This window comes from Veillonella sp. T11011-6, from assembly GCF_002959755.1.
Taxonomy (GTDB): domain Bacteria; phylum Bacillota; class Negativicutes; order Veillonellales; family Veillonellaceae; genus Veillonella.
In genome coordinates this window covers 55213-74011 of record NZ_PPCW01000005.1, presented here as the reverse complement: position 1 = coordinate 74011, position 18799 = coordinate 55213, and the positions used below count along the sequence as shown (strand labels likewise).

General features: G+C 38.0%; 20 protein-coding genes. 5 read left to right on the top strand and 15 right to left on the bottom strand.

What is annotated here, in order from left to right; translation table 11 throughout:
• Positions 1–55: 55 nt before the first annotated feature.
• The 8 genes from tnpA to VRHSUH10_RS07685 form a co-directional block, all read right to left on the bottom strand.
• Positions 56–520 (bottom strand): IS200/IS605 family transposase, encoded by a 465-nt coding sequence (tnpA, locus tag VRHSUH10_RS07720; protein WP_038125930.1) that lies wholly within the window; start codon positions 518–520, stop codon positions 56–58.
• A gap of 185 nt (positions 521–705) precedes the next feature.
• A complete protein-coding gene (locus VRHSUH10_RS07715; protein WP_105090100.1) occupies positions 706–1314 on the bottom strand; it encodes a hypothetical protein in 609 nt (202 codons plus the stop codon).
• A gap of 148 nt (positions 1315–1462) precedes the next feature.
• Complete coding sequence (locus tag VRHSUH10_RS07710) at positions 1463–1936, bottom strand: hypothetical protein (protein ID WP_233187103.1); 474 nt, start codon at positions 1934–1936, stop codon at positions 1463–1465.
• Between the two features lie 171 nt (positions 1937–2107).
• Entirely contained in the window at positions 2108–2791 is a 684-nt protein-coding gene (locus tag VRHSUH10_RS07705) for a hypothetical protein (RefSeq protein ID WP_105090098.1), read from the bottom strand.
• Positions 2792–2972: 181 nt separating this feature from the next.
• Positions 2973–3644 (bottom strand): hypothetical protein, encoded by a 672-nt coding sequence (locus tag VRHSUH10_RS07700; protein ID WP_105090097.1) that lies wholly within the window; start codon positions 3642–3644, stop codon positions 2973–2975.
• Between the two features lie 165 nt (positions 3645–3809).
• The gene (locus VRHSUH10_RS07695) at positions 3810–4379 is read right to left on the bottom strand and encodes a hypothetical protein (protein WP_105090096.1); all 570 of its coding nucleotides are present in this window, start codon (positions 4377–4379) and stop codon (positions 3810–3812) included.
• 11 nt (positions 4380–4390) lie between these two features.
• Positions 4391–4996: a protein adenylyltransferase Fic gene (gene fic / locus VRHSUH10_RS07690; protein ID WP_105090095.1), complete on the bottom strand. Its 606-nt coding sequence runs from the start codon at positions 4994–4996 to the stop codon at positions 4391–4393.
• A gap of 172 nt (positions 4997–5168) precedes the next feature.
• A complete protein-coding gene (locus VRHSUH10_RS07685) occupies positions 5169–6074 on the bottom strand; it encodes a metal ABC transporter substrate-binding protein (protein ID WP_105090094.1) in 906 nt (301 codons plus the stop codon).
• Positions 6075–6221: 147 nt separating this feature from the next.
• Here VRHSUH10_RS07685 and VRHSUH10_RS07680 point away from each other — a divergent pair, with 147 nt between their 5' ends.
• The 3 genes from VRHSUH10_RS07680 (at position 6222) to VRHSUH10_RS07670 (ending at position 8343) form a co-directional block, all read left to right on the top strand.
• Positions 6222–7013 (top strand): metal ABC transporter ATP-binding protein, encoded by a 792-nt coding sequence (locus VRHSUH10_RS07680; protein WP_105090093.1) that lies wholly within the window; start codon positions 6222–6224, stop codon positions 7011–7013.
• Complete coding sequence (locus VRHSUH10_RS07675; protein ID WP_105090092.1) at positions 7006–7824, top strand: metal ABC transporter permease; 819 nt, start codon at positions 7006–7008, stop codon at positions 7822–7824. Before VRHSUH10_RS07680 ends, VRHSUH10_RS07675 begins: the two co-directional genes overlap by 8 nt.
• Before the next feature lie 108 nt (positions 7825–7932).
• On the top strand, positions 7933–8343 hold the full coding sequence (locus VRHSUH10_RS07670) for a Fur family transcriptional regulator (RefSeq protein WP_105090091.1): 411 nt from the start codon (positions 7933–7935) through the stop codon (positions 8341–8343).
• 100 nt (positions 8344–8443) lie between these two features.
• Here the strand turns inward: VRHSUH10_RS07670 and VRHSUH10_RS07665 are convergent, their stop codons facing one another.
• The 4 genes from VRHSUH10_RS07665 to VRHSUH10_RS07650 form a co-directional block, all read right to left on the bottom strand.
• Positions 8444–9784 carry an anaerobic C4-dicarboxylate transporter gene (locus VRHSUH10_RS07665; protein ID WP_105090090.1) on the bottom strand — a complete coding sequence of 447 codons (1341 nt, stop codon included), beginning with the start codon at positions 9782–9784 and terminating at the stop codon, positions 8444–8446.
• Between the two features lie 216 nt (positions 9785–10000).
• Complete coding sequence (gene bioA, locus VRHSUH10_RS07660) at positions 10001–11389, bottom strand: adenosylmethionine--8-amino-7-oxononanoate transaminase (protein ID WP_105090089.1); 1389 nt, start codon at positions 11387–11389, stop codon at positions 10001–10003.
• A gap of 120 nt (positions 11390–11509) precedes the next feature.
• On the bottom strand, positions 11510–12262 hold the full coding sequence (bioD, locus tag VRHSUH10_RS07655) for a dethiobiotin synthase (RefSeq protein ID WP_005387661.1): 753 nt from the start codon (positions 12260–12262) through the stop codon (positions 11510–11512).
• 408 nt (positions 12263–12670) lie between these two features.
• Complete coding sequence (locus VRHSUH10_RS07650; protein ID WP_105090088.1) at positions 12671–13216, bottom strand: carbonic anhydrase; 546 nt, start codon at positions 13214–13216, stop codon at positions 12671–12673.
• Between the two features lie 342 nt (positions 13217–13558).
• Here VRHSUH10_RS07650 and VRHSUH10_RS07645 point away from each other — a divergent pair, with 342 nt between their 5' ends.
• Both VRHSUH10_RS07645 and VRHSUH10_RS07640 read left to right on the top strand, forming a co-directional pair.
• On the top strand, positions 13559–14599 hold the full coding sequence (locus VRHSUH10_RS07645; RefSeq protein ID WP_105090087.1) for a YeiH family protein: 1041 nt from the start codon (positions 13559–13561) through the stop codon (positions 14597–14599).
• 135 nt (positions 14600–14734) lie between these two features.
• Entirely contained in the window at positions 14735–15349 is a 615-nt protein-coding gene (locus VRHSUH10_RS07640; protein ID WP_105090086.1) for a LysE/ArgO family amino acid transporter, read from the top strand.
• Positions 15350–15512: 163 nt separating this feature from the next.
• Here VRHSUH10_RS07640 and VRHSUH10_RS07635 read toward each other — a convergent pair whose 3' ends face one another.
• The 3 genes from VRHSUH10_RS07635 to VRHSUH10_RS07625 form a co-directional block, all read right to left on the bottom strand.
• A complete protein-coding gene (locus tag VRHSUH10_RS07635) occupies positions 15513–16397 on the bottom strand; it encodes a LysR family transcriptional regulator (protein ID WP_105090085.1) in 885 nt (294 codons plus the stop codon).
• A 251-nt stretch (positions 16398–16648) separates the two neighbouring features.
• Complete coding sequence (locus VRHSUH10_RS07630) at positions 16649–17854, bottom strand: MFS transporter (RefSeq protein WP_105090084.1); 1206 nt, start codon at positions 17852–17854, stop codon at positions 16649–16651.
• A 205-nt stretch (positions 17855–18059) separates the two neighbouring features.
• Positions 18060–18665: a hypothetical protein gene (locus VRHSUH10_RS07625; RefSeq protein WP_105090083.1), complete on the bottom strand. Its 606-nt coding sequence runs from the start codon at positions 18663–18665 to the stop codon at positions 18060–18062.
• Positions 18666–18799: the final 134 nt, after the last annotated feature.

Sequence of the window (18799 nt, the reverse complement as noted above, 5' to 3'; positions counted from 1 at the left end):
CTGACAACCACTCTATTACCACTGGCTGCCCCCTACTCGGGGGCTTTTATTTTGCCTATTTTACTGGCTCACCCGTAAACGGGTCGGTGTATTCTTTAAAGTTTAATGTATCTTGCGCTATATCCTCTTGTAGTTGATTGCGAATATACTCTTTTATCGCTCCTTCATATCGTCCTACCGTATCCACATAATATCCTCTACACCAGAAATGTCTATTTCCATACTTATATTTTAAATTTGCGTGTTTATCGAATATCATGAGGCTACTTTTACTTTTTAAATATCCCATAAAACTCGATACGCTTAAATGTGGTGGTATCGTTACTAGCATATGAATATGATCCGGACAGCATTCCGCTTCTATAATCTCTACATTTTTCCTCTTACATAAATCTCGTAAGATTTTACCTACATCAGCTTTTATCCGACCATAAATTATTTGTCTTCTATACTTTGGAGCAAAAACAATATGATATTTACATCTCCATTTACTATGTGATAAGCTTTTTACGTCATTCATTGACATTGAACCTCCTATGTTGAAATGTTGTGGTTGCCAGACCAACTTCATTCTATCACTAGGAGGTTCTTTCCTTTTCTCTAAGAATTTTTACCGACCCCCAGTTTAACTGGGGGTTTAGTCATGCCTATTCGGCGTACAAGCAATAAAAACCTCCTAGTATAAAACTAGGAGGTTTTATGTATTTACGCAAAGAGTATGCGCATAATCCAGTTATATAAAAGGTTAATAATATATAGAACTATATATACAGCGCCTACAGTGATAGGCTCTACTTTCATAATCCGAGATAAAAGCATGACGGCTACGTAGATAACGGCACCAACATAGGCTAATGCTAAGGGAACTAATAGAATCATTAAAAATGGCGTAATATAAATGCAAATAATAGATACCAAAATTAATGCTAGCCCAAGTGCGCCTGTATAGCCCTCCACATAGGCAGTACCCATTAATACTTGCTTAAAATCAAACTCACGTTCTAAAAGAACGCTCAGTAATTTCCAAAGTATGAAGCTACCTACAAACCAATAGATTCCAAGGCCTAAAATCTCTCTCAATATAGAAAATATGCCATATACAGCCGGTATAAAGCCAAATAAAAAACCTCCAAAGGTCATGGCTAGCGGTAATAATACAATACCTAAGGCAAAGCCTAAAATATGAGTGGCACACCAACCGGCAAGGCCAGCTTTGATACCCTTTTCAAGGGTACCAAACCAGAAGATTTCATCGATTCCCTTCTTCGGTGAACGCACCAGCAGGGATATTTCTCGTAAAAATGTCGTATCCATAACTAACTCCGCTCTCAACTATACTATAAATTTAATTATATCATAAATTTCCAAATTTAAATTATGTATAATTAATTTTAATATAAATTAAAACAAAGAAATACCGCAAGACTTTCATCTTGCGGTTATACTACATTATTATCTTATATTATTTAACTAGGGTATGTACAAATCGGATCCATTGAGGCAATACCGACACTGATAGCAACGCCACAATAAACATAATAATATATGTTTTTACGATACCTAATTCAACATAGCGGCGCATGAGCTGAGCCCCAATAAAGACAGCATAATATTGACTAAACATGGTTACAAGATAGGCCATATCCCCTACATATTTCGGCATAGATAGATAAAATAATATGAGCCCCACTATATGGATCAACACTAATACTACGGTACGCAGTGCATTCGTATAAGCTAAGCCATAGATATAGTTTCGCATCACGCCCCTATAGGTCCCAGTACCACCTAGCAATACTAGTAATCGCCAGATAACGAAAGCTCCTAGGATAATCTGAAAAATTAAAAACGATGCATTCCCGAAAGCACTCACTATATCAAAATGTGTTAACCCTGTCATCCGTTTTATGCCTAATGCGGGAGACACAGCTTTCACTATGAACGGCAAAGCATAGGTCGTTACATATAATACAATTGTAGATATTATAAGATTTAGTATAGCTCGAGTATAGGTTCCATTTCTAATAATATTTTGAAAGGATCTGTCACTCAATTTTGTAAATAAATGTAATATGTCCTTATACCAAGTCATAATACTCCTTATGTATTATCGAGTTAATGTATATAGCACTTCACATAATAGTGATGCTAAAATAGCAATTAACATAATGCTTAGTCCTTCATAAAAACTGCCATTAATACATGCTCCGGCTATACGCCCCATGGTCTGTAGTAGCAATACAGTACTAAGAATGCATAAAACAATCATGCAAAAGCCAATAATGGCTTGCAATATAATCGGTATGGATGTAAGAATCAACATAATACCTGCCGTAAGCGTAATCATAGCTACTACTAATTGGGCAAAGGCCATCATATGTAATACACCGGTAACTACGCCACGAATGTAGAACTTACGCTTTTGCAACATAGCGTAACCTAACAAGATACCGGACATAAGCGCCGCTTTTAAAATTACCCACGTAAAGCGACCTACATTCCAAAACTCACGAGGCTTACTTAGCTGCTCAAAAAAGACTTGTATTTCATGCTGCCCTACGGGAAGCGAAAACAATTGCCACTTTACCAAAAGCGATGAATTACGTATAAATGCTCGTATAGCATCTAAATAGACGCTTTCACCAACGATGGTAAATTGATAACATATGAGGGCCAATACCAACATCCATGCAAGCTGTCCATAGGTAACATCATAGTGGTACATGCGCGGATGTTTTTCTTCAATGGGGTTTAATAAGCGATAAACGAACTCTAATAAACCTCCCATCATGCCTCTCACCACCTTTTACACAACAAGAATAGCATCATTCTATATAGAATGATGCATCACACAACACAACGATTACGAATTTATAACAATTATTTTATTTTTAATTCATACTCTGTTCATCATTATAGCACAAAAGCAAGGTATATTCATACCTTGCTTTCATATTTTTCATACTATGTAATTATCTAGATGTAGCAAGCATAACCATGCCCACCAATATCCCAATAAGTACTACTGGAATTAAAGATGCCAAAAGCCCAATACCAAATGTTGCTAGACGTCCCTTTTCGATTTGACGTGCCATAAGTGTTAAGCTCAACCAGAAATACCAAATGTATAACACAATTTCTAAAATAATATAGGTGAAACTAATGATATACAAAAGAGTCTCATCTGCGTAAATATCTAAGCTTAACCCTTGAATGATAAGAATCAAAATCACTTGAATAATCGATAAAACAAGGGATATGAACATAGAATATGCACTTTCATACCAACAAATCTTTAGTATAGACTCATAATTAGTATGAGCACCAAATTTATTAGCCACTGAACTAAAGAGCACTGAATAAATGGCTAATATAGCAAATGCAATTAATGCATAAAAGACTAGTGCAAAAAAGCCTGCCCCAGCCATGACTCCCAACGCAGCTCCTAGCTGTAAAGGTGAAGCACCTAGGGAATAGGACATCCCCGCTTGTATAATCCAACTCACAAGCATACTAATAACAAGCATACCCATGGCACATGCAAACCCTCGTTGAGTTGTACCAAATTCAACAATCTCTGGAATGCCACGTTTAAATGGCGCTCTAATAAGTGCCCAAAGATCTAAATACCATTTTCGTTCCATATGTTCCCCTCCAAATACATCAAAAGCACATATATTTCTATCATTGTATCATAATACACTTTTAAATTAAATATAAATTTATTGTAAATTATGCAAACAAATATAGTAATAAAAAAGTTGATAGACACCTAATAGCATCTATCAACATTTCCATTACATATGTATTTAAAGAGACATAGACAACATAATGCCACCTATGCCAAAGACAAAGGATACGATATAAAATGCAATACCGGTTATCCAAGGACTCAATCCAAATTGCTTAGACATCAGTTGCGCCATGATAATGACATTAAATAGTTCTATGGTGCTTAATCCACCGGATCCGCCTTTAGTATGTAAATCCAAGAAAAGATAAATAGGCGCAGCAAAAAGTACGAAAATCAAATGAATCCAACTAGTAATACAACTATTTAAAAGCATGTCTGCCACAAGTTGCTTATATGTAACCTGCCCCTTAAAGACCTTAAAAATACCATATAAAATACCAGAAGATACAAGAACAAACGCTACAATTCCAAGCACATATCCTATAAGAGGAACTGCTTCAAGTTCTATAGGGCCTATAACCTCCCAAATAAATGTTTTAAAAAATGGACTCTTTGGGATAATTAGCGTTAATATATATAATCCCAAGTCAGTTATAATTGCTGATACCACAGCTAATAACAACATATTTTTAACAGTGATAAAACGCATCCATTTTTCTATATATGGGCCAAACATACCATTCATAATTCTATACCTTATAAGTCTTCACTTTTAAATAATTGATATCCTTCAAAATAATAACTATGGTCAAGGCCTTTCATAAATAGTTCTCGATTATTGATATCACTGGTAAGTGCCTTAGCTAGAACAGTTTTTATTTCTAGGTCATTTACTGGACTTCGTTCCATAGCAGACAAATATTGCTCTTTATCCACCTGACTCCAATCGATGGTCTTTTGTAATTCTGTACACAACATATGATCAAGCCATAATCGCATACTACGACCATTACCTTCTCTAAAAGGATGAGCGACATTCATTTCAACATACTTTTCTACAATTTCATCAAAAGTAGATTGCGGCATATCTTCAATGGTTCTAACTGCTTCAGCAAGATACATGACAGGAACAAAGCGGAAATTGCCTTTAGCAATATTCACACTTCGTAATGCACCAGCAAAATCATATATATCTTGGAATAATATAGTATGGATTCTTTGCAAGGTAGTCCACGTACCACTAGGCATATCATTAAGTAAGTTTTCTTCAAACAATGTTGTTGCCGCTTTTTTACTAATTCGTTCTTCTTCTCTAGCCAATGTTGGGGAATCGGTAATCCCCAATCTATTAGTGATAACCATGTTGGACCTCCTTTTTATTTTATCTCGTAATATATATTATACTATATTCGTTAAACTTTAGTTGAAACTAACATAGCATACAAATAAAAAAGCAGCCCTTTGTTTTGTACCCCCTTTACTGATTGTCCAGTAAAGGGGATGCAGTTCATTTTAGGGCTGCTTTTCATTCATCTTATTTCAAAGATGCTGCAATTTTTGTAAGGTTTTCATCCATACGTTCTAAGTATGTTTTATTATCTTCGTTACTTTCGATTGTGTAAATAGTTTCTACCTTAGCACCAACTTCGCTTGCCAAAGTCTTGGATACTTCTGGGCTAGCCATTTCTTCTGCGAAGATAGTAGTGATATTGTTTTCTTTACAATACTTGATGAGTTCTGCCAATTGCGCTGCATTTGGTTCGCCTTCAGCAAATACATCTTCTACACTATTTTGTTCCAAACCAAAGTCACGACATAAGTATGCAAATGCTGCATGACCTGTAACAAAGTTTTTATGAGGCGCTTGTGCAAATTGACCTTCATATTTTTTGATCATTGCATCTAATTTAGCAACATATTCATTATAGTTCTTTTCATAGTAATCTTTGTTTGCTGGGTCAGCTTTTACGAAAGCATCTTTAATATTTTTCACTTCGATTTTCGCATTTTTCAAAGATAACCATGCATGAGGATCTTCTGCACCATGTTCTTTAATTTCTTCAGGATCAGTATTTTTGATAGCTTCTACGCCATCTGTAGCAACAACAGTGATAAGTTTGCTATTTTTAGCCGCATCAATTGCTTGTTGTGCCCAAGGTTCCATACCAAAACCGTTGTACACGAATACTTGAGCTGTTGCCAATTGTTTCATATTTTCAGGTTTCAACTCGAAATCATGTGGCTCTACGCCATCTGGAATAATAGTAGATACCTCTACCTTGTCACCACCAATAGCCTTTGCAAATTCAGCCATTGCGTTAAAACTTGTTACCACTTGGATCTTCTTACCTGCTTGTTCCTTTGGTGCATCATTGCCACAGCCTGCAAATAATGCAGCTATCATGATGCCTATCATTAACAAAACCAGCTTCTTGACCATCGTAGTCCTCCTTTGTGAAATCCTGATCGCTATGCTTTCATAGAATAGTAACCATTCTTTAGTTGCAGTTGCGACTCAGTTGCATTTGTAATATAGTTATAGTATAAACTTACTCAAGATTTTGTCAATTAGAAAAGTGGTTTTTATATGTTATCTATTGAACATCTTTATTTTTCCTATCAAGGTCAGCCACCTTATGTGTTGAATGACCTTAACTTACATATTCACAGTGGTGATTATATATCCATTGTTGGGGATAATGGGTCTGGTAAAAGCACCTTGCTACGCCTTATTTTAGGATTTCTTACACCTGTAAAAGGCTCTATCAAACGAGATACAAATAATATTCGCTACGTGTCTCAGAAGAATGATTTCTCCCATGCCGGATTTCCTATTACTGTAAAAGAAATACTCGATTCCTATCGTAAATTGCTTAAGATTAAAGACAAACATGAAGTTGATCGCGTATTAGAGCTTACCAATATGACAGCGTTCAAAGACCGTTTAATCAGTAAACTGTCAGGTGGTCAAGCTCAGCGCGTGTCCATCGCGCGTGCCCTCATCGGCAGACCTGACCTCATCATACTCGATGAACCATCTACTGGTATCGACCGAAAAAGCCAAGAAGGCATCTACGCCCTTTTGCGCGAGTTAAACCAAGTACACCATATTACAATTATCTCCGTAGAGCATAACCTTGAAATGGCCCTAGCCAATTCAACTAATATCTACCACATTGCAAATGGACAAGGTCACCTTTGCTCTCCTGAACAATACGCTAGTGAAATCATGCACAGCACAGGGCGCAATCCTATGGATCATGAAAACTGTGCTTGCTTTACAGATGTAACACCTCAGGCTCAGGCTCAGGCTCAGGCTCAGGCTCAGGCTCAGGCTCAGGTCGATGATACAACAGCTAAGGAGGTGCATCATGTTTAGTTATGATTTCATGCAAAATGCCTTCTTCGTAGCCATCTGCATTTCTCTACTCTGTCCATGCATCGGTATTTTCATGGTTCTACGCCGCTCTAGTATGATTGGCGATACCATGAGCCACGCATCGCTAGCAGGTATTACATTAGGCTTATTAACAAACACCAACCCTATCTTAGGAGCATTCATCTTTACCGCTATCTGCGGTGCCCTCATCGAGTTCTTGCGGAAATACTTTTCCCACCATCTCGATTTGATCCTAACCATCATCTTGTCACTTAGTATTGGTACCGCTATTACTCTTATTAGTTCAGGAAAGTTGAAAGCTAATGCTAATGTGTTCTTCTTCGGCAGCATCTTAACCGTAAACACAACAGATATGATTAGCATTGCAGCACTAACAATTCTATCTGTTTTAACCTTATATTTCTTATATAACTCACTCCTCTACATCGCCTATGATGAAGAGGCCGCGCGCGTAGCTGGTGTTAAGGTTGATTTTATCAATTACATCTTTGCTATCTTGATGGCTGCAGCCGTATCCATTTCTATTAAAATCGTCGGCGTTCTCGTATTAAGTGCCATGATTGCCTTACCTGTAGCATCAGCATTACAATTAGAAAAAGGATTTAGGACCACATTACTCTGTTCTATTGGATTTAGTTTGCTAGCCATGGTCATCGGCCTATTCGGATCCTATTATCTCAACGTAGCTCCAGGTGGTTTTGTATCTCTCACATCGGTTGTAATTCTACTCGTAGTATTAGTTATCAAAAATATCAGAACCATCCTACGCCGTATGCAATTTAGCAAGTAAACAAAGATAACCATCAATATATATAGAGATAGCTATTCTGTGCAAAATAAATTATCTACTTATACTTGTGTAGCATATTTAGTATTAAAACAGAATCGAAAGAGCGTTATGAATACAACAAATTGGCCTGAAGGCATAAAAAAGACCAAACAGCGTGAAGCCATTTGGTCCGTATTAACAACTACAGATAAACCCATTACTGCTATGGAAATTGCAGAGCGTTTAGGTGATGGCAGCACTACATGGATGTCTACCATTTACCGTACCCTTGAGCTGTTAGAAACAAAGGAAATTGTTACCCGTACAACACTCATGGGTAGCGATATGGCATATTATGAGATTACCCCTCATACGCACCGTCACTATGCAGTATGTACCAAATGTGGAACCATGATACCGCTCCACACCTGCCCTGTTGTAGAAATGCCACAGGAATTAATTGATGCAGGCTTTACGGTGACAGAACATCATCTAGAAATTGCGGGGATCTGTAAAAACTGCAAGAATAAAGGCGAGTAAAAATCTATAAGTAAATGCAAGAAAAAGGACGTAACTTTAAGAGTTACGTCCTTTTGTAATTTTATGATGTTTCGTATTAGCTTTATTTAACTTTCACCTATTACAACATCAATGGCGCTACTACGAAGCCAAGTGCTACTGAAATCGCGATGGCAAGTACACCAGGGATGAAGAACGGATGGTTAAATACAAGCTTACCGATTCGTGTTGAGCCGGTATCGTCCATTTGTACAGCCCCCAAAAGTGTTGGGTATGTAGGCAATACGAAGAGTGCAGATACGGCTGCGAAGGAAGCGATAATAATGTATACGGATCCTGGGTTCTCTGGCGTAATGCCGAGAGCTAGAATTACAGCTGGTACCAATGCTTGTGTAGTCGCCGCTTGGCTATACAACAATGTACTAGCAAAGAAGAATGCTACAGCTAATAGGAATGGATATGCTGTTACCAAGCTAGATGCAAGAGCTTTAATTTCAGGAATATGACCTTTTACAAAAGTATCGCCCAACCATGCTACGCCTAGTACGCAGACACATGCGGATAAACCGGATTTAAATGTGCTTGTATTAACAAGTTGTGCTGTATCAATTTTACAAAAGAATGTAATAGCCGCTGCAATTACCATCATGAAACCAACGATGGCATCATTTCGACCAAAAATAACAGGTTTAATAAGACCAATGTTCTTGGAGATGGCAGTTGCATAGAATACGATACAAATAATACCAATCAAGAAAATCAATACAGAAGTTTTCGCACCTGGTTTCAAGTGGAAATCAGCACTCTTTTCACGAGGTGGAGCCACATGACCTGCTGCCAGACGTTCTTGGTAAACTGGATCGGAAGACAAATCATTATTCGCGAAGGTAGACATGATAAATGCCGTAATCATAACCGCTACGAATGTAGTAGAAATGCAGATGGCAAGCAATGTTGGATAGTTAACCCCATATGGTTCAAGGAAACCACTCATAGCAACAACTGCTGCGGATACTGGGCTCGCTGTAATACCAATTTGGCTTGCTACAACGGCAATGGATAATGGTACAGATGGCTTAATATTTTCACTTTTTGCCACCTCTACAATTACAGGAATCATAGAAAATGCTGTATGACCTGTACCAGCCAATAGCGTTAAGAAATACGTAACTGTTGGTGCTAAGTAGTTGATATGCTTAGGATTTTTACGCAAAATACCTTCTGCAATACGCACCAAATAATCGAGACCGCCAGCGAGTTGTAAAGCACAAATAGCAGCGATAGCAGACATGATGATGAGGATTACATCCCAAGGAATCTGCCCTGGGAACATCCCCATGCCGAGGCTTAACAACACTACACCAAGGCCGCCAGCGTAACCGATGCCCATACCACCTAGACGAACGCCGAGGAAGATGGCACCAAATAAAATAATAACTTGCATAATTACATAAATGTCCATACGATGACCTCCTTTATACGTATATAGTATCATAGATATGCAAAAATATCATCGAATTTTCACAATGTATAGTCTATAGTTTAAAGACTTAACGAAACATTATCCGCTAAACATATAAAAAGCTATATATGCCGACGACTCTAGAACCGTAGAATCATGACATATATAGCTTTTACGTTTACCTTAAATCTTTATAAAATACTTAGCCGTAAATTGTTATAGAATTATTGGTCGTAAGTCTTCGAGGATTCCCTCTTCTTCAGTAGCGCGTTGGATACTTTCACCAACAATGCGAACCATATCCTCTAATTGTTCCACAGTGGACGCCAATGGCGGCATGAGGATTACCACATCACCGATTGGACGGCAGATGAGGCCTTGTTCACGAGCAAGGATGGCCACTTTAGCCCCTACCGCATCATTTGGACGATACGCCTCATGAGTAGCCACATCTTTTTCAAGTTCAATCCCTACGATGAGGCCTCGTTGACGAACCTCTTTAACATGTTTCAAGTTTTCAATTGGCTTCAATGCATTGGTGAAAGCCTCGATTTTCTTAGGTAATCCTTCGATAACCTTTTCATCGCGGAATACTTGTAAAGAAGCTAGTGCGACGGCACAAGCCAAGGCATTCCCTGTATAGGAGTGGCCATGGTAGAAGGTTTTCTTTTCTTCAAATGTACCGAGGAAGGCATCGAATACACGTTGTGTCGTCAATGTAGCAGCGAGAGGCATATAACCGCCAGTAATACCTTTGGACAAGGTCATGAAGTCTGGCGCTACCCCTTCGTGTTCACAGGCAAAGAATTTACCTGTACGACCAAAGCCTGTGGCTACTTCATCGACAATGAGGAATACGTCATGTTTCGCCGTTAATTCACGAACCCGTTTCAAATAGCCATGAGGCATAACAAGCATGCCTGCTGCAGCTTGTACTAATGGTTCCATAACGAGAGCTGTGATTTCATCGCCCTCTTCGTTGAGGATGCGTTCTAATTCGGCCAAAGACTCTTCAAAGGCTTTTTCTCGATCAGCTACATCGCGATATACACCAGGGCTTGGCAATGTCAAAGGTTTGAATAATAAATTATGGAATACTTGGTGGAATAATTGAATACCACCTACAGATACGGTGCCTAATGTATCCCCGTGATAGCCTGCATTAAGGGCAATGAACTTAGTTTTCTTTGTTTGTCCTACAAGTTGGCGATATTGGTAGGCCATCTTGATAGCAACTTCAATAGCCGTACTGCCATCATCGGATAAGAATACTTTATTTAAGCCTTCTGGCGCGAGCTCTACCAATTCTTTACACAACTGTGCAGATGGCGGGCTTACAAGACCGAGCAATGTGCTATGAGCAATCTTATCCACTTGTTCCTTCAAGGCTTGGTTTAATACAGGATGATTGTGTCCATGAATATTAACCCATAAGGAGGACACGCCGTCATAATACTTTTTACCGTTCTCATCGATGAGGTATACCCCCTCACCACGTTCGATTACTACTGGTTCTTGTGCTAACCAATCTTGCATTTGTGTAAATGGATGCCATACAAACTCATGGTCCCACTGTGCTGCTTGTGAAAGCTGTTTCTCTGCCATTTCGTCACCTCATACGTACAAATTCTACAAACTATAACTCTCAATACCTATAATACTCAATTACTATAACAGTCTATTACCATAAATAATTAGTCTAAATTAAATTACAATATCTAACTACTATATACCTAATACTGTATTCCATACCTTCTTAGAATCCACAAAGGATCGAGCCCAACCAAGCTGAACCTTTTGAATATCTGGCCCTTGGTATGGCGGTACAACAGCTACTACAGGAATACCTGTGTATCGTTCCATATCCTCTACATTTGTTTTCAATAAGAATGGATCTACTGCCGTTGTATCATTTACGATGATAGCTTTCACCTCAATACCATGCATCTTCGCGTATTCACAAGTCAAAATCGCGCGGTTAATGGAGCCCAATCGTCCATCAGCTACAACGATGGCTGGTAATTTAATATCTTTCATTAAATCCGTGAATGTTTTATCGCCGTAAAGAGGTGTTGTAATACCACCAGCACCTTCTACAAAGGTTAGATCATAGCGATTAACAACATCTAATGTATGAGCTACTACACCATCATAATCGATTTCTATACCAGATAACTCTGCAGCAAGGCGGGGAGAAAAATCACCTGCGATAGCATACGGATTAACCTCATGACGACGAGATTCCGGAATGCCTGCAGAACGCATCAAATGCGTAGCATCCTTACTTTCAAGATCCACATTATAATTATCCTCATCCATCGTTACACATTCAGGAAAAGGTACCGCACTAGAGGACACTGGTTTAACCATACCAACCGCAAAACCATCATCTACAGCCATGGCCCCTAACAGCCCTGTCACAAACGTCTTGCCTACATCTGTATCTGTACCAATTATAGAAATACCTAACTGCTTCATACATGTCTCCTCTCAGCGATACTTAACGCCGCATAGGTTAACTAATTTATGTGAGTAAGTTTACAATCTAATTACAATATACAGCCAAACGGAATATATAGTCAACCTATTATTAGCGTTCAAGTTTACATTATTGTGACTCTATGGGGCCCATATGCATCTCTACATTTTAATTAAAAAGTAGTGTCCCTAACCTCCGTGCTCCATAGTAAACTAAGTCGCGCTTCGCTTAGGAACACTGCTTTTTATAACATTATCTCCGTACTAGTCCCATAGAGTCATAGACCGCCACTTTGAATACGCTAATAATAGGTTGGCTATTGGGGAAAAGAAAAAGAGTGATGACTTTAGTCATCACTCTTTTTTACCTAAATGTAGTTATGTAGATGGGCCCCATCGAGGCCACCACTAAATCTCAATATAACGGAATTCGCCTGTATCAGGATCCATCATCCCTCCATAGAATCCCATTCCTTTTGGGAATAGTGGATGGTGACGCAAGAAGTTAACTGTATAGATTACATTGTCTTCGGAGATATGGAAACGATCCATCCAGTCAATAAGGCCTGGTTCGATCATGCGAATCGCATCTTCACTGATACCTTTTTCTTTCATTGACTCCATAAATGTAGTAGCAGAGAAATCAATCATACCACAGTTTTCATGGCCAATGATTAATACGTCTTCAATCTCCATACCATAAGTAGCAACTAGCAAACTTTGTACGATATTATCGATTGGTTGTGTTACGCTATTGCCGGCTGTTTTAATGACGATAATTTCGCCACGGTTAAAACCTAGTGCATCTTCTAGCATGCAGACTAAACGCGTATCCATACATGTGACAATACCTAGTTTTTTTGTAGGATGGCTTGTTAATCCTGCTTTTGGTAATTCTGGGTGGTTTTTCACATACTCTTTATTGGTTTCAATTATTTGTTTAATATCAATCATAAGGTACCTCATTTACATTTCTATCTATAAAATAGATTCTATTCATTATATACAATATATTCAATGAAAAACAAGAGATTTTCATCACATATAAATATTTATTATAACCTATATCCTTCATAAGAAATCCACAAAAATCGTATTAATTCAATATTTATAATTAATATTCATTTATTATACTCTTCGTTCTTATATATTTATAAAAATGAATATACTGTATATTTCTTACATTACTAGTAGATTATAATTCCCCCAATGTGGTATTATTAAAACTATAGAAGAGAAACGCCACATGATACCACATATGGCGTGAACTGTATGTACAGTAAGGAGATTTTTATTATGGGTATCAATCAAAAAACGTTGCCAGGCATTCTGCTCTGTGCAGTCCTCGCTATTCCTTGTTGGCTATTAGGCCTAGAGTTTCATCTAATCGGTAGCCCAATCTTTGCTATCATCTTAGGTATAATTATTGGCTCTATATTCACATCTTGGAAGCGCGAAAAAACTGGTGCCGGCATCGGCTTCACATCTAAAAAGATTTTACAATGGGCTGTTATTTTATTGGGCTTTGGCTTAAATATTACACAGATTTTACATGTAGGTTGGATTTCATTACCTGTCATCATTTCAACCATCGCTACATCCTTAATCGTGTCCTATGTTATCTATCGACTCACTCATATCGACTCTAATACAGCTGTACTTATCGGCGTAGGTTCCTCCATTTGTGGTGGTTCTGCTATCGCTGCAGCTGCACCAGTCATCAAGGCAGAGGATCAAGATATTGCACAGGCTATCTCCGTTGTATTCTTCTTCAATGTAGTAGCAGCTTTTGTATTCCCTCCATTTGGTGATGCTATTGGTCTTTCCAATATGGGCTTTGGTCTATTTGCTGGTACCGCCGTAAACGATACATCCTCTGTAACAGCTACAGCTGCCGTATGGGATAGTATGAAAGGCACTGGTACACAAGTACTAGAATATGCGACAATCGTTAAATTAACACGTACCCTCGCTATTATTCCTATTTGTTTAGGTTTAGCAAGTTACCAAGTATATAAAGCAAAACAAAGTGCTGCTCAAGCTGATGGTAGCAGTGTTAGCATCGCTAAAATCTTCCCTAAATTTGTTTTATACTTTGTGATTTGTTCTCTTATTACAACAGTATTATCCTATGCGAATGTAGATATTCAATTCTTGAGTGTATTCAAAACTATTTCCAAATACTTTATTACAATGGCCATGGTTGCTATAGGACTTAATACTAATATCGTAAAATTGATAAAATCCGGTGGTTCTGCCCTTGCATTGGGTGCTTGTTGCTGGATTGCCATCACAGCAGTCAGCCTAGCTACACAACATATGATTGGTTTATGGTAAGAAATATACATACCTATTTTAATATGATATAATTGTATATAGTTAGAATAGTAATAACCCCTCCAGTAATGGAGGGGTTTCGTGCTACTATTCACCTTATTAGTACTTTATCATACTATAGTTAGGAGGGTTAACATGTACTTCTTACAAGGACTTCTTGTCGGTCTCGCAACATTTGCCCCTGTTGGCATGCAAAACCTCTTCATCATCAACACAGCATTGGTACAGCCTATACGTCGTATCATATTGACCCTTATCATATTGGCACTATTTGATATGAGCCTCAGTACGGCAGCCTTCTTTGGCATCGGCGCCATTCTTGAAATGTGGCCGCTTACAAAGCTTATCGTACTCCTTTTTGGGGGCCTACTGATTGTATACATGGGCTTTAATATATTCAGAACTGAACCAGATATGCGCAATGTTAACACGCATATCCCTATTCGTAAGATTATCATATCTGCTATCGCTGTATCTTGGGGCAATCCTCAAGCAGTACTTGATGCAACTATGATGCTCGGTGCTTTTCAAGCTAATATCCCAGAAGAGAACATTTACCACTTCTTTGGCGGTTTTTTAGTTATGACACCAATTTGGTTTGGATCCTTAGCCGCTACCATGCATCTGTTAGCAAAAAAAATCAAAATCACCCATATGGCTTGGATCAACCGCTTCTGTGGCGCTGTCCTCGTCATTTATGGTATAAAATTGTTCATCGATGGGGTTACAATGCTTTTAGAATATATTTAATCAAAATATCTCCAATAGTATAATCCTTAAACAACAAAGCCGTTAGCATATGCTAACGGCTTTTATATTGCAAATATCTGTTGTTATACAAATATCTTTTGTTATATAACGATGAATTTTGTTTTACTATAATTCATCTTCGTATAGTAAAACTCTGAGTATATTAAAACTCTGACAAAACTTGATTAAACATTTCTCTAAAGGCTTCTACATAAGTATTACTTTGATTTCGTTGAGATACAAAGTAGTAATTACGTTCCATGGATTTGCCATGATTAGTCAATACCTTGCGCTCAATGCCAGGCATGGAGTCTGTTAAGTATTTAAAGCGATCTAATAACAATAAGCCTTGTTGGCCTGCCACTAAATAGCGCGCTTCCTCTAAAGTACGAGCATACGCAAAGGCTCCAGCATAGCCAATGGCCTTACGATAGTGCTCCTCCTCTCCTATCGTATACTTACCACGGCATACTAGGATAAGGGGTAAATCATCAATCGTTTTAATTTCAACGCTGCCTTCCTTTGTATACCCTTGTGGCACCTCAATCACGGTAGTCGCCTTATCGATCAAATGACTTTCAAAATCATCAGATAAAATCTGCCACTGATCATTAAAAATCACATCTACACGGCGATCATCTAACATGCCATACAGTTCTTCATGGCTGCCACTATACATACGGATATCTAGATTTTTATAGCGCTTCGCCATGCGAATGACCGTTTGTTGCATGGCCATTCCACTATAACGATTTAAATAACCAATCCGCAAACTAACACGTGCATCTGTGCCAATACGCGTCGTTTCAACCTTTATTTCATGAAAACGTTCTAATAACTTCTTACCAGAGCGATATAGGTACTGACCAGCTGGTGTTAGCTGAAAGCTTCTTTTTTCACGCACCATTAATTCGACGCCAAGACTTGTTTCGAGGGCTTTTATTTGTTGTGAAATAGCTGATTGAGACACATATTGCTCTGTCGCAGCTTGGGTAAAACTATTATTATCAACTACACACACAAAATACTCTAATTGTTTTAATAACATAACGATACACTCTCATCTCTCTTATAGTTAGTGTCCTACACAACTAACATACTTCACAACAACTACCAACCCCTCTTATTGGTATTTGCTACACACATAACGTTTATATTTATATATACAACTAAAACTTTTACAACTACTACAACTTCAATTACAATTACAATTACAATTACAATTACAATTACAATTACAATTACAATTACAATTACAATTACAATTACAATGATTATATTTCATTGAAAGCAAATTCACTATGATGAACTACTTTCACGAGACACAACTAAATTACGGTATACAAACCAGGAAGCTACAAAGAATATAGCCGCTGTAGACCAGAATACAGCACCATACCCAAAGGCACGTGCAATCACACCACTAATAATAGGCCCCAACACATTACCCATCATAGCTACGCTAGATACAGCCCCAAAGACAATACCGCGTCGTTCAATAGGAACAGCCTTAGATATTAGTGTATTTGCAATTGGTGTAATAAAGCCCATAAAGAATCCTGCAATAGCACGGAATATACCAAGTCCCCATATGCTAGGCATCAAGTATTGCAAGATAAATAGGGAGCCCACAGCCCATGTTGCGGTAAAGATAATCCGTGGCATCGTCAATCGTTGTGTAACCTTACTGATTGAAATGGATGCCAATGCACTAAACAAACCAGCTCCAAAGATAATGATGCCCACAATAGTAGCAACAAATTCATCATTCACAGACATATAATGTTTGATATAAAGCGGTAAGATTGGACCAATGCCAGTAATACCAAAATTACACAAAAACTGCATCGCTACTAATAGGCGAACTCGGGGTATCATTAGAAATGATTTAATCAAAGAAATTTGTGATTCTTGAGCATCAACCTTGTGCTTAAACTGTAGATTAGGCATTAAGAAATAAATACCTAATAAGCAAATTCCAGTCAATCCAGAAAATACAAAGAATGGTGCTCTATAACCTAACAGATCGGCCGCTAATCCCCCCATAAGAGGTCCGAATACGAGTCCCATCACCATAGAGGCTTGATATAGCCCCATCGCCCATGGTACCTTTTCCTCAGGTGTTATGAGTACAATAATGGCCAGTCCTATCGGTACATAGCCGCCCACTACACCTTGCAAAATTCTTAGAACCAATAGCTGAGATGGGGTTTGTGTGAAAGCACAGGCCCCCACCGTAACCATTAAGGTAAATAAGATAAACATCATTACCTTACGTGGTCCCAGTTGATTTGCCTTACGCGACCAATACGGTGCACTGAGCGCTACCATACAAGGCGTTACACCTGATACGATACCAGCCCACATAGCAGCTTCACCTGGATTATGTAAACCTAGCTCTATAAGAAATAACGGTAGGAATGATAGCACCCCTATAATCGTTATTCCCCCACCGATCTGTATAATACAAATCAGATAGATAATTCGTTTCCAAGAAGAATCCATAATGACCTTCTTTCTTAACTTTTAAAGTTATTATATACTCTATTTTATTAATAGACTGTATATTTTTAAGGATTTATAGAATATAAACCCATAATATTATTGTATCCTAAACAGAAAAAAAAGACCATCTCTTATCACATAAAGGATAGAGATGGTCTTTATACTATATGACTTTCAACCTCATCCAAAAGGTATGACAATCATACTATTTTTGTTTGAACATCCAGTAGATGTAATAGATAACAAGTGCATATGTTACTACATCAAATACTGGTAAGAATGGCACCATTTTAGATAAACGGCCAAAGCCATGCACGTGAATATTTGCTGCAATGATAGCAATAAGGTTCAAACGATGGATCCAGATTGCTTTTTTACGGGATACGGACTTTGCCATGTTGCCAACCCAAGGTGATAAATACAACACTGCAAAGATAAGAGCAATAAACATCGCTACAAGGGAGATATAGCCGCCCCAGAAACCCAAGAAGGATTTCAATGCTTTTAGGAAGTATACATACCAGTGTGCACATACGAGAATGACACTAACAATACCTACGATGCGATGAACTTCAAACATTTCCTTTGGATTATATCGTTTGATAAACCATTTTGGTTTTGTCGCAATGTATGTCAATACAAGCCATGCAACATAAGGAACAAGGCCTAAATGAACCTTCCAGTTGCCGAATGGTCGGCCACCTGTTACATAACCATATTCAACCATGCCCATAAAAATTAATGATAAAACTGCAATCCAAATCAAAATATAATATTTACTCTTAAACTGCTTTTTTACTACTTCTGCCATAATAAACCTCACTATTTCTTATACAAACTATCAGTATACATCTAGTCGGTCTAATGTAGCATGCTAAACAAATTCAATCCACATAGCATTCTACTTAGAGCTAATTACATATTAACATTCGGACTAATTATAAA

Bases quoted from the DNA above. Each gene is read 5' to 3' on its own strand.
- VRHSUH10_RS07630 (WP_105090084.1), bottom strand. From the start codon at position 17,854: ATGGATTCTTCTTGGAAACGAATTATCTATCTGATTTGTATTATACAG.
- VRHSUH10_RS07695 (WP_105090096.1), bottom strand. From the start codon at position 4,379: ATGAATGGTATGTTTGGCCCATATATAGAAAAATGGATGCGTTTTATC.
- VRHSUH10_RS07665 (WP_105090090.1), bottom strand. From the start codon at position 9,784: ATGGACATTTATGTAATTATGCAAGTTATTATTTTATTTGGTGCCATC.
- VRHSUH10_RS07700 (WP_105090097.1), bottom strand. From the start codon at position 3,644: ATGGAACGAAAATGGTATTTAGATCTTTGGGCACTTATTAGAGCGCCA.
- VRHSUH10_RS07650 (WP_105090088.1), bottom strand. From the start codon at position 13,216: ATGATTGATATTAAACAAATAATTGAAACCAATAAAGAGTATGTGAAA.
- tnpA (WP_038125930.1), bottom strand. From the start codon at position 520: ATGAATGACGTAAAAAGCTTATCACATAGTAAATGGAGATGTAAATAT.
- VRHSUH10_RS07670 (WP_105090091.1), top strand. From the start codon at position 7,933: ATGAATACAACAAATTGGCCTGAAGGCATAAAAAAGACCAAACAGCGT.
- bioA (WP_105090089.1), bottom strand. From the start codon at position 11,389: ATGGCAGAGAAACAGCTTTCACAAGCAGCACAGTGGGACCATGAGTTT.
- bioD (WP_005387661.1), bottom strand. From the start codon at position 12,262: ATGAAGCAGTTAGGTATTTCTATAATTGGTACAGATACAGATGTAGGC.
- VRHSUH10_RS07705 (WP_105090098.1), bottom strand. From the start codon at position 2,791: ATGATGGGAGGTTTATTAGAGTTCGTTTATCGCTTATTAAACCCCATT.
- VRHSUH10_RS07645 (WP_105090087.1), top strand. From the start codon at position 13,559: ATGGGTATCAATCAAAAAACGTTGCCAGGCATTCTGCTCTGTGCAGTC.
- VRHSUH10_RS07685 (WP_105090094.1), bottom strand. From the start codon at position 6,074: ATGGTCAAGAAGCTGGTTTTGTTAATGATAGGCATCATGATAGCTGCA.
- VRHSUH10_RS07675 (WP_105090092.1), top strand. From the start codon at position 7,006: ATGTTTAGTTATGATTTCATGCAAAATGCCTTCTTCGTAGCCATCTGC.
- VRHSUH10_RS07625 (WP_105090083.1), bottom strand. From the start codon at position 18,665: ATGGCAGAAGTAGTAAAAAAGCAGTTTAAGAGTAAATATTATATTTTG.
- VRHSUH10_RS07640 (WP_105090086.1), top strand. From the start codon at position 14,735: ATGTACTTCTTACAAGGACTTCTTGTCGGTCTCGCAACATTTGCCCCT.
- fic (WP_105090095.1), bottom strand. From the start codon at position 4,996: ATGGTTATCACTAATAGATTGGGGATTACCGATTCCCCAACATTGGCT.
- VRHSUH10_RS07715 (WP_105090100.1), bottom strand. From the start codon at position 1,314: ATGGATACGACATTTTTACGAGAAATATCCCTGCTGGTGCGTTCACCG.
- VRHSUH10_RS07680 (WP_105090093.1), top strand. From the start codon at position 6,222: ATGTTATCTATTGAACATCTTTATTTTTCCTATCAAGGTCAGCCACCT.
- VRHSUH10_RS07635 (WP_105090085.1), bottom strand. From the start codon at position 16,397: ATGTTATTAAAACAATTAGAGTATTTTGTGTGTGTAGTTGATAATAAT.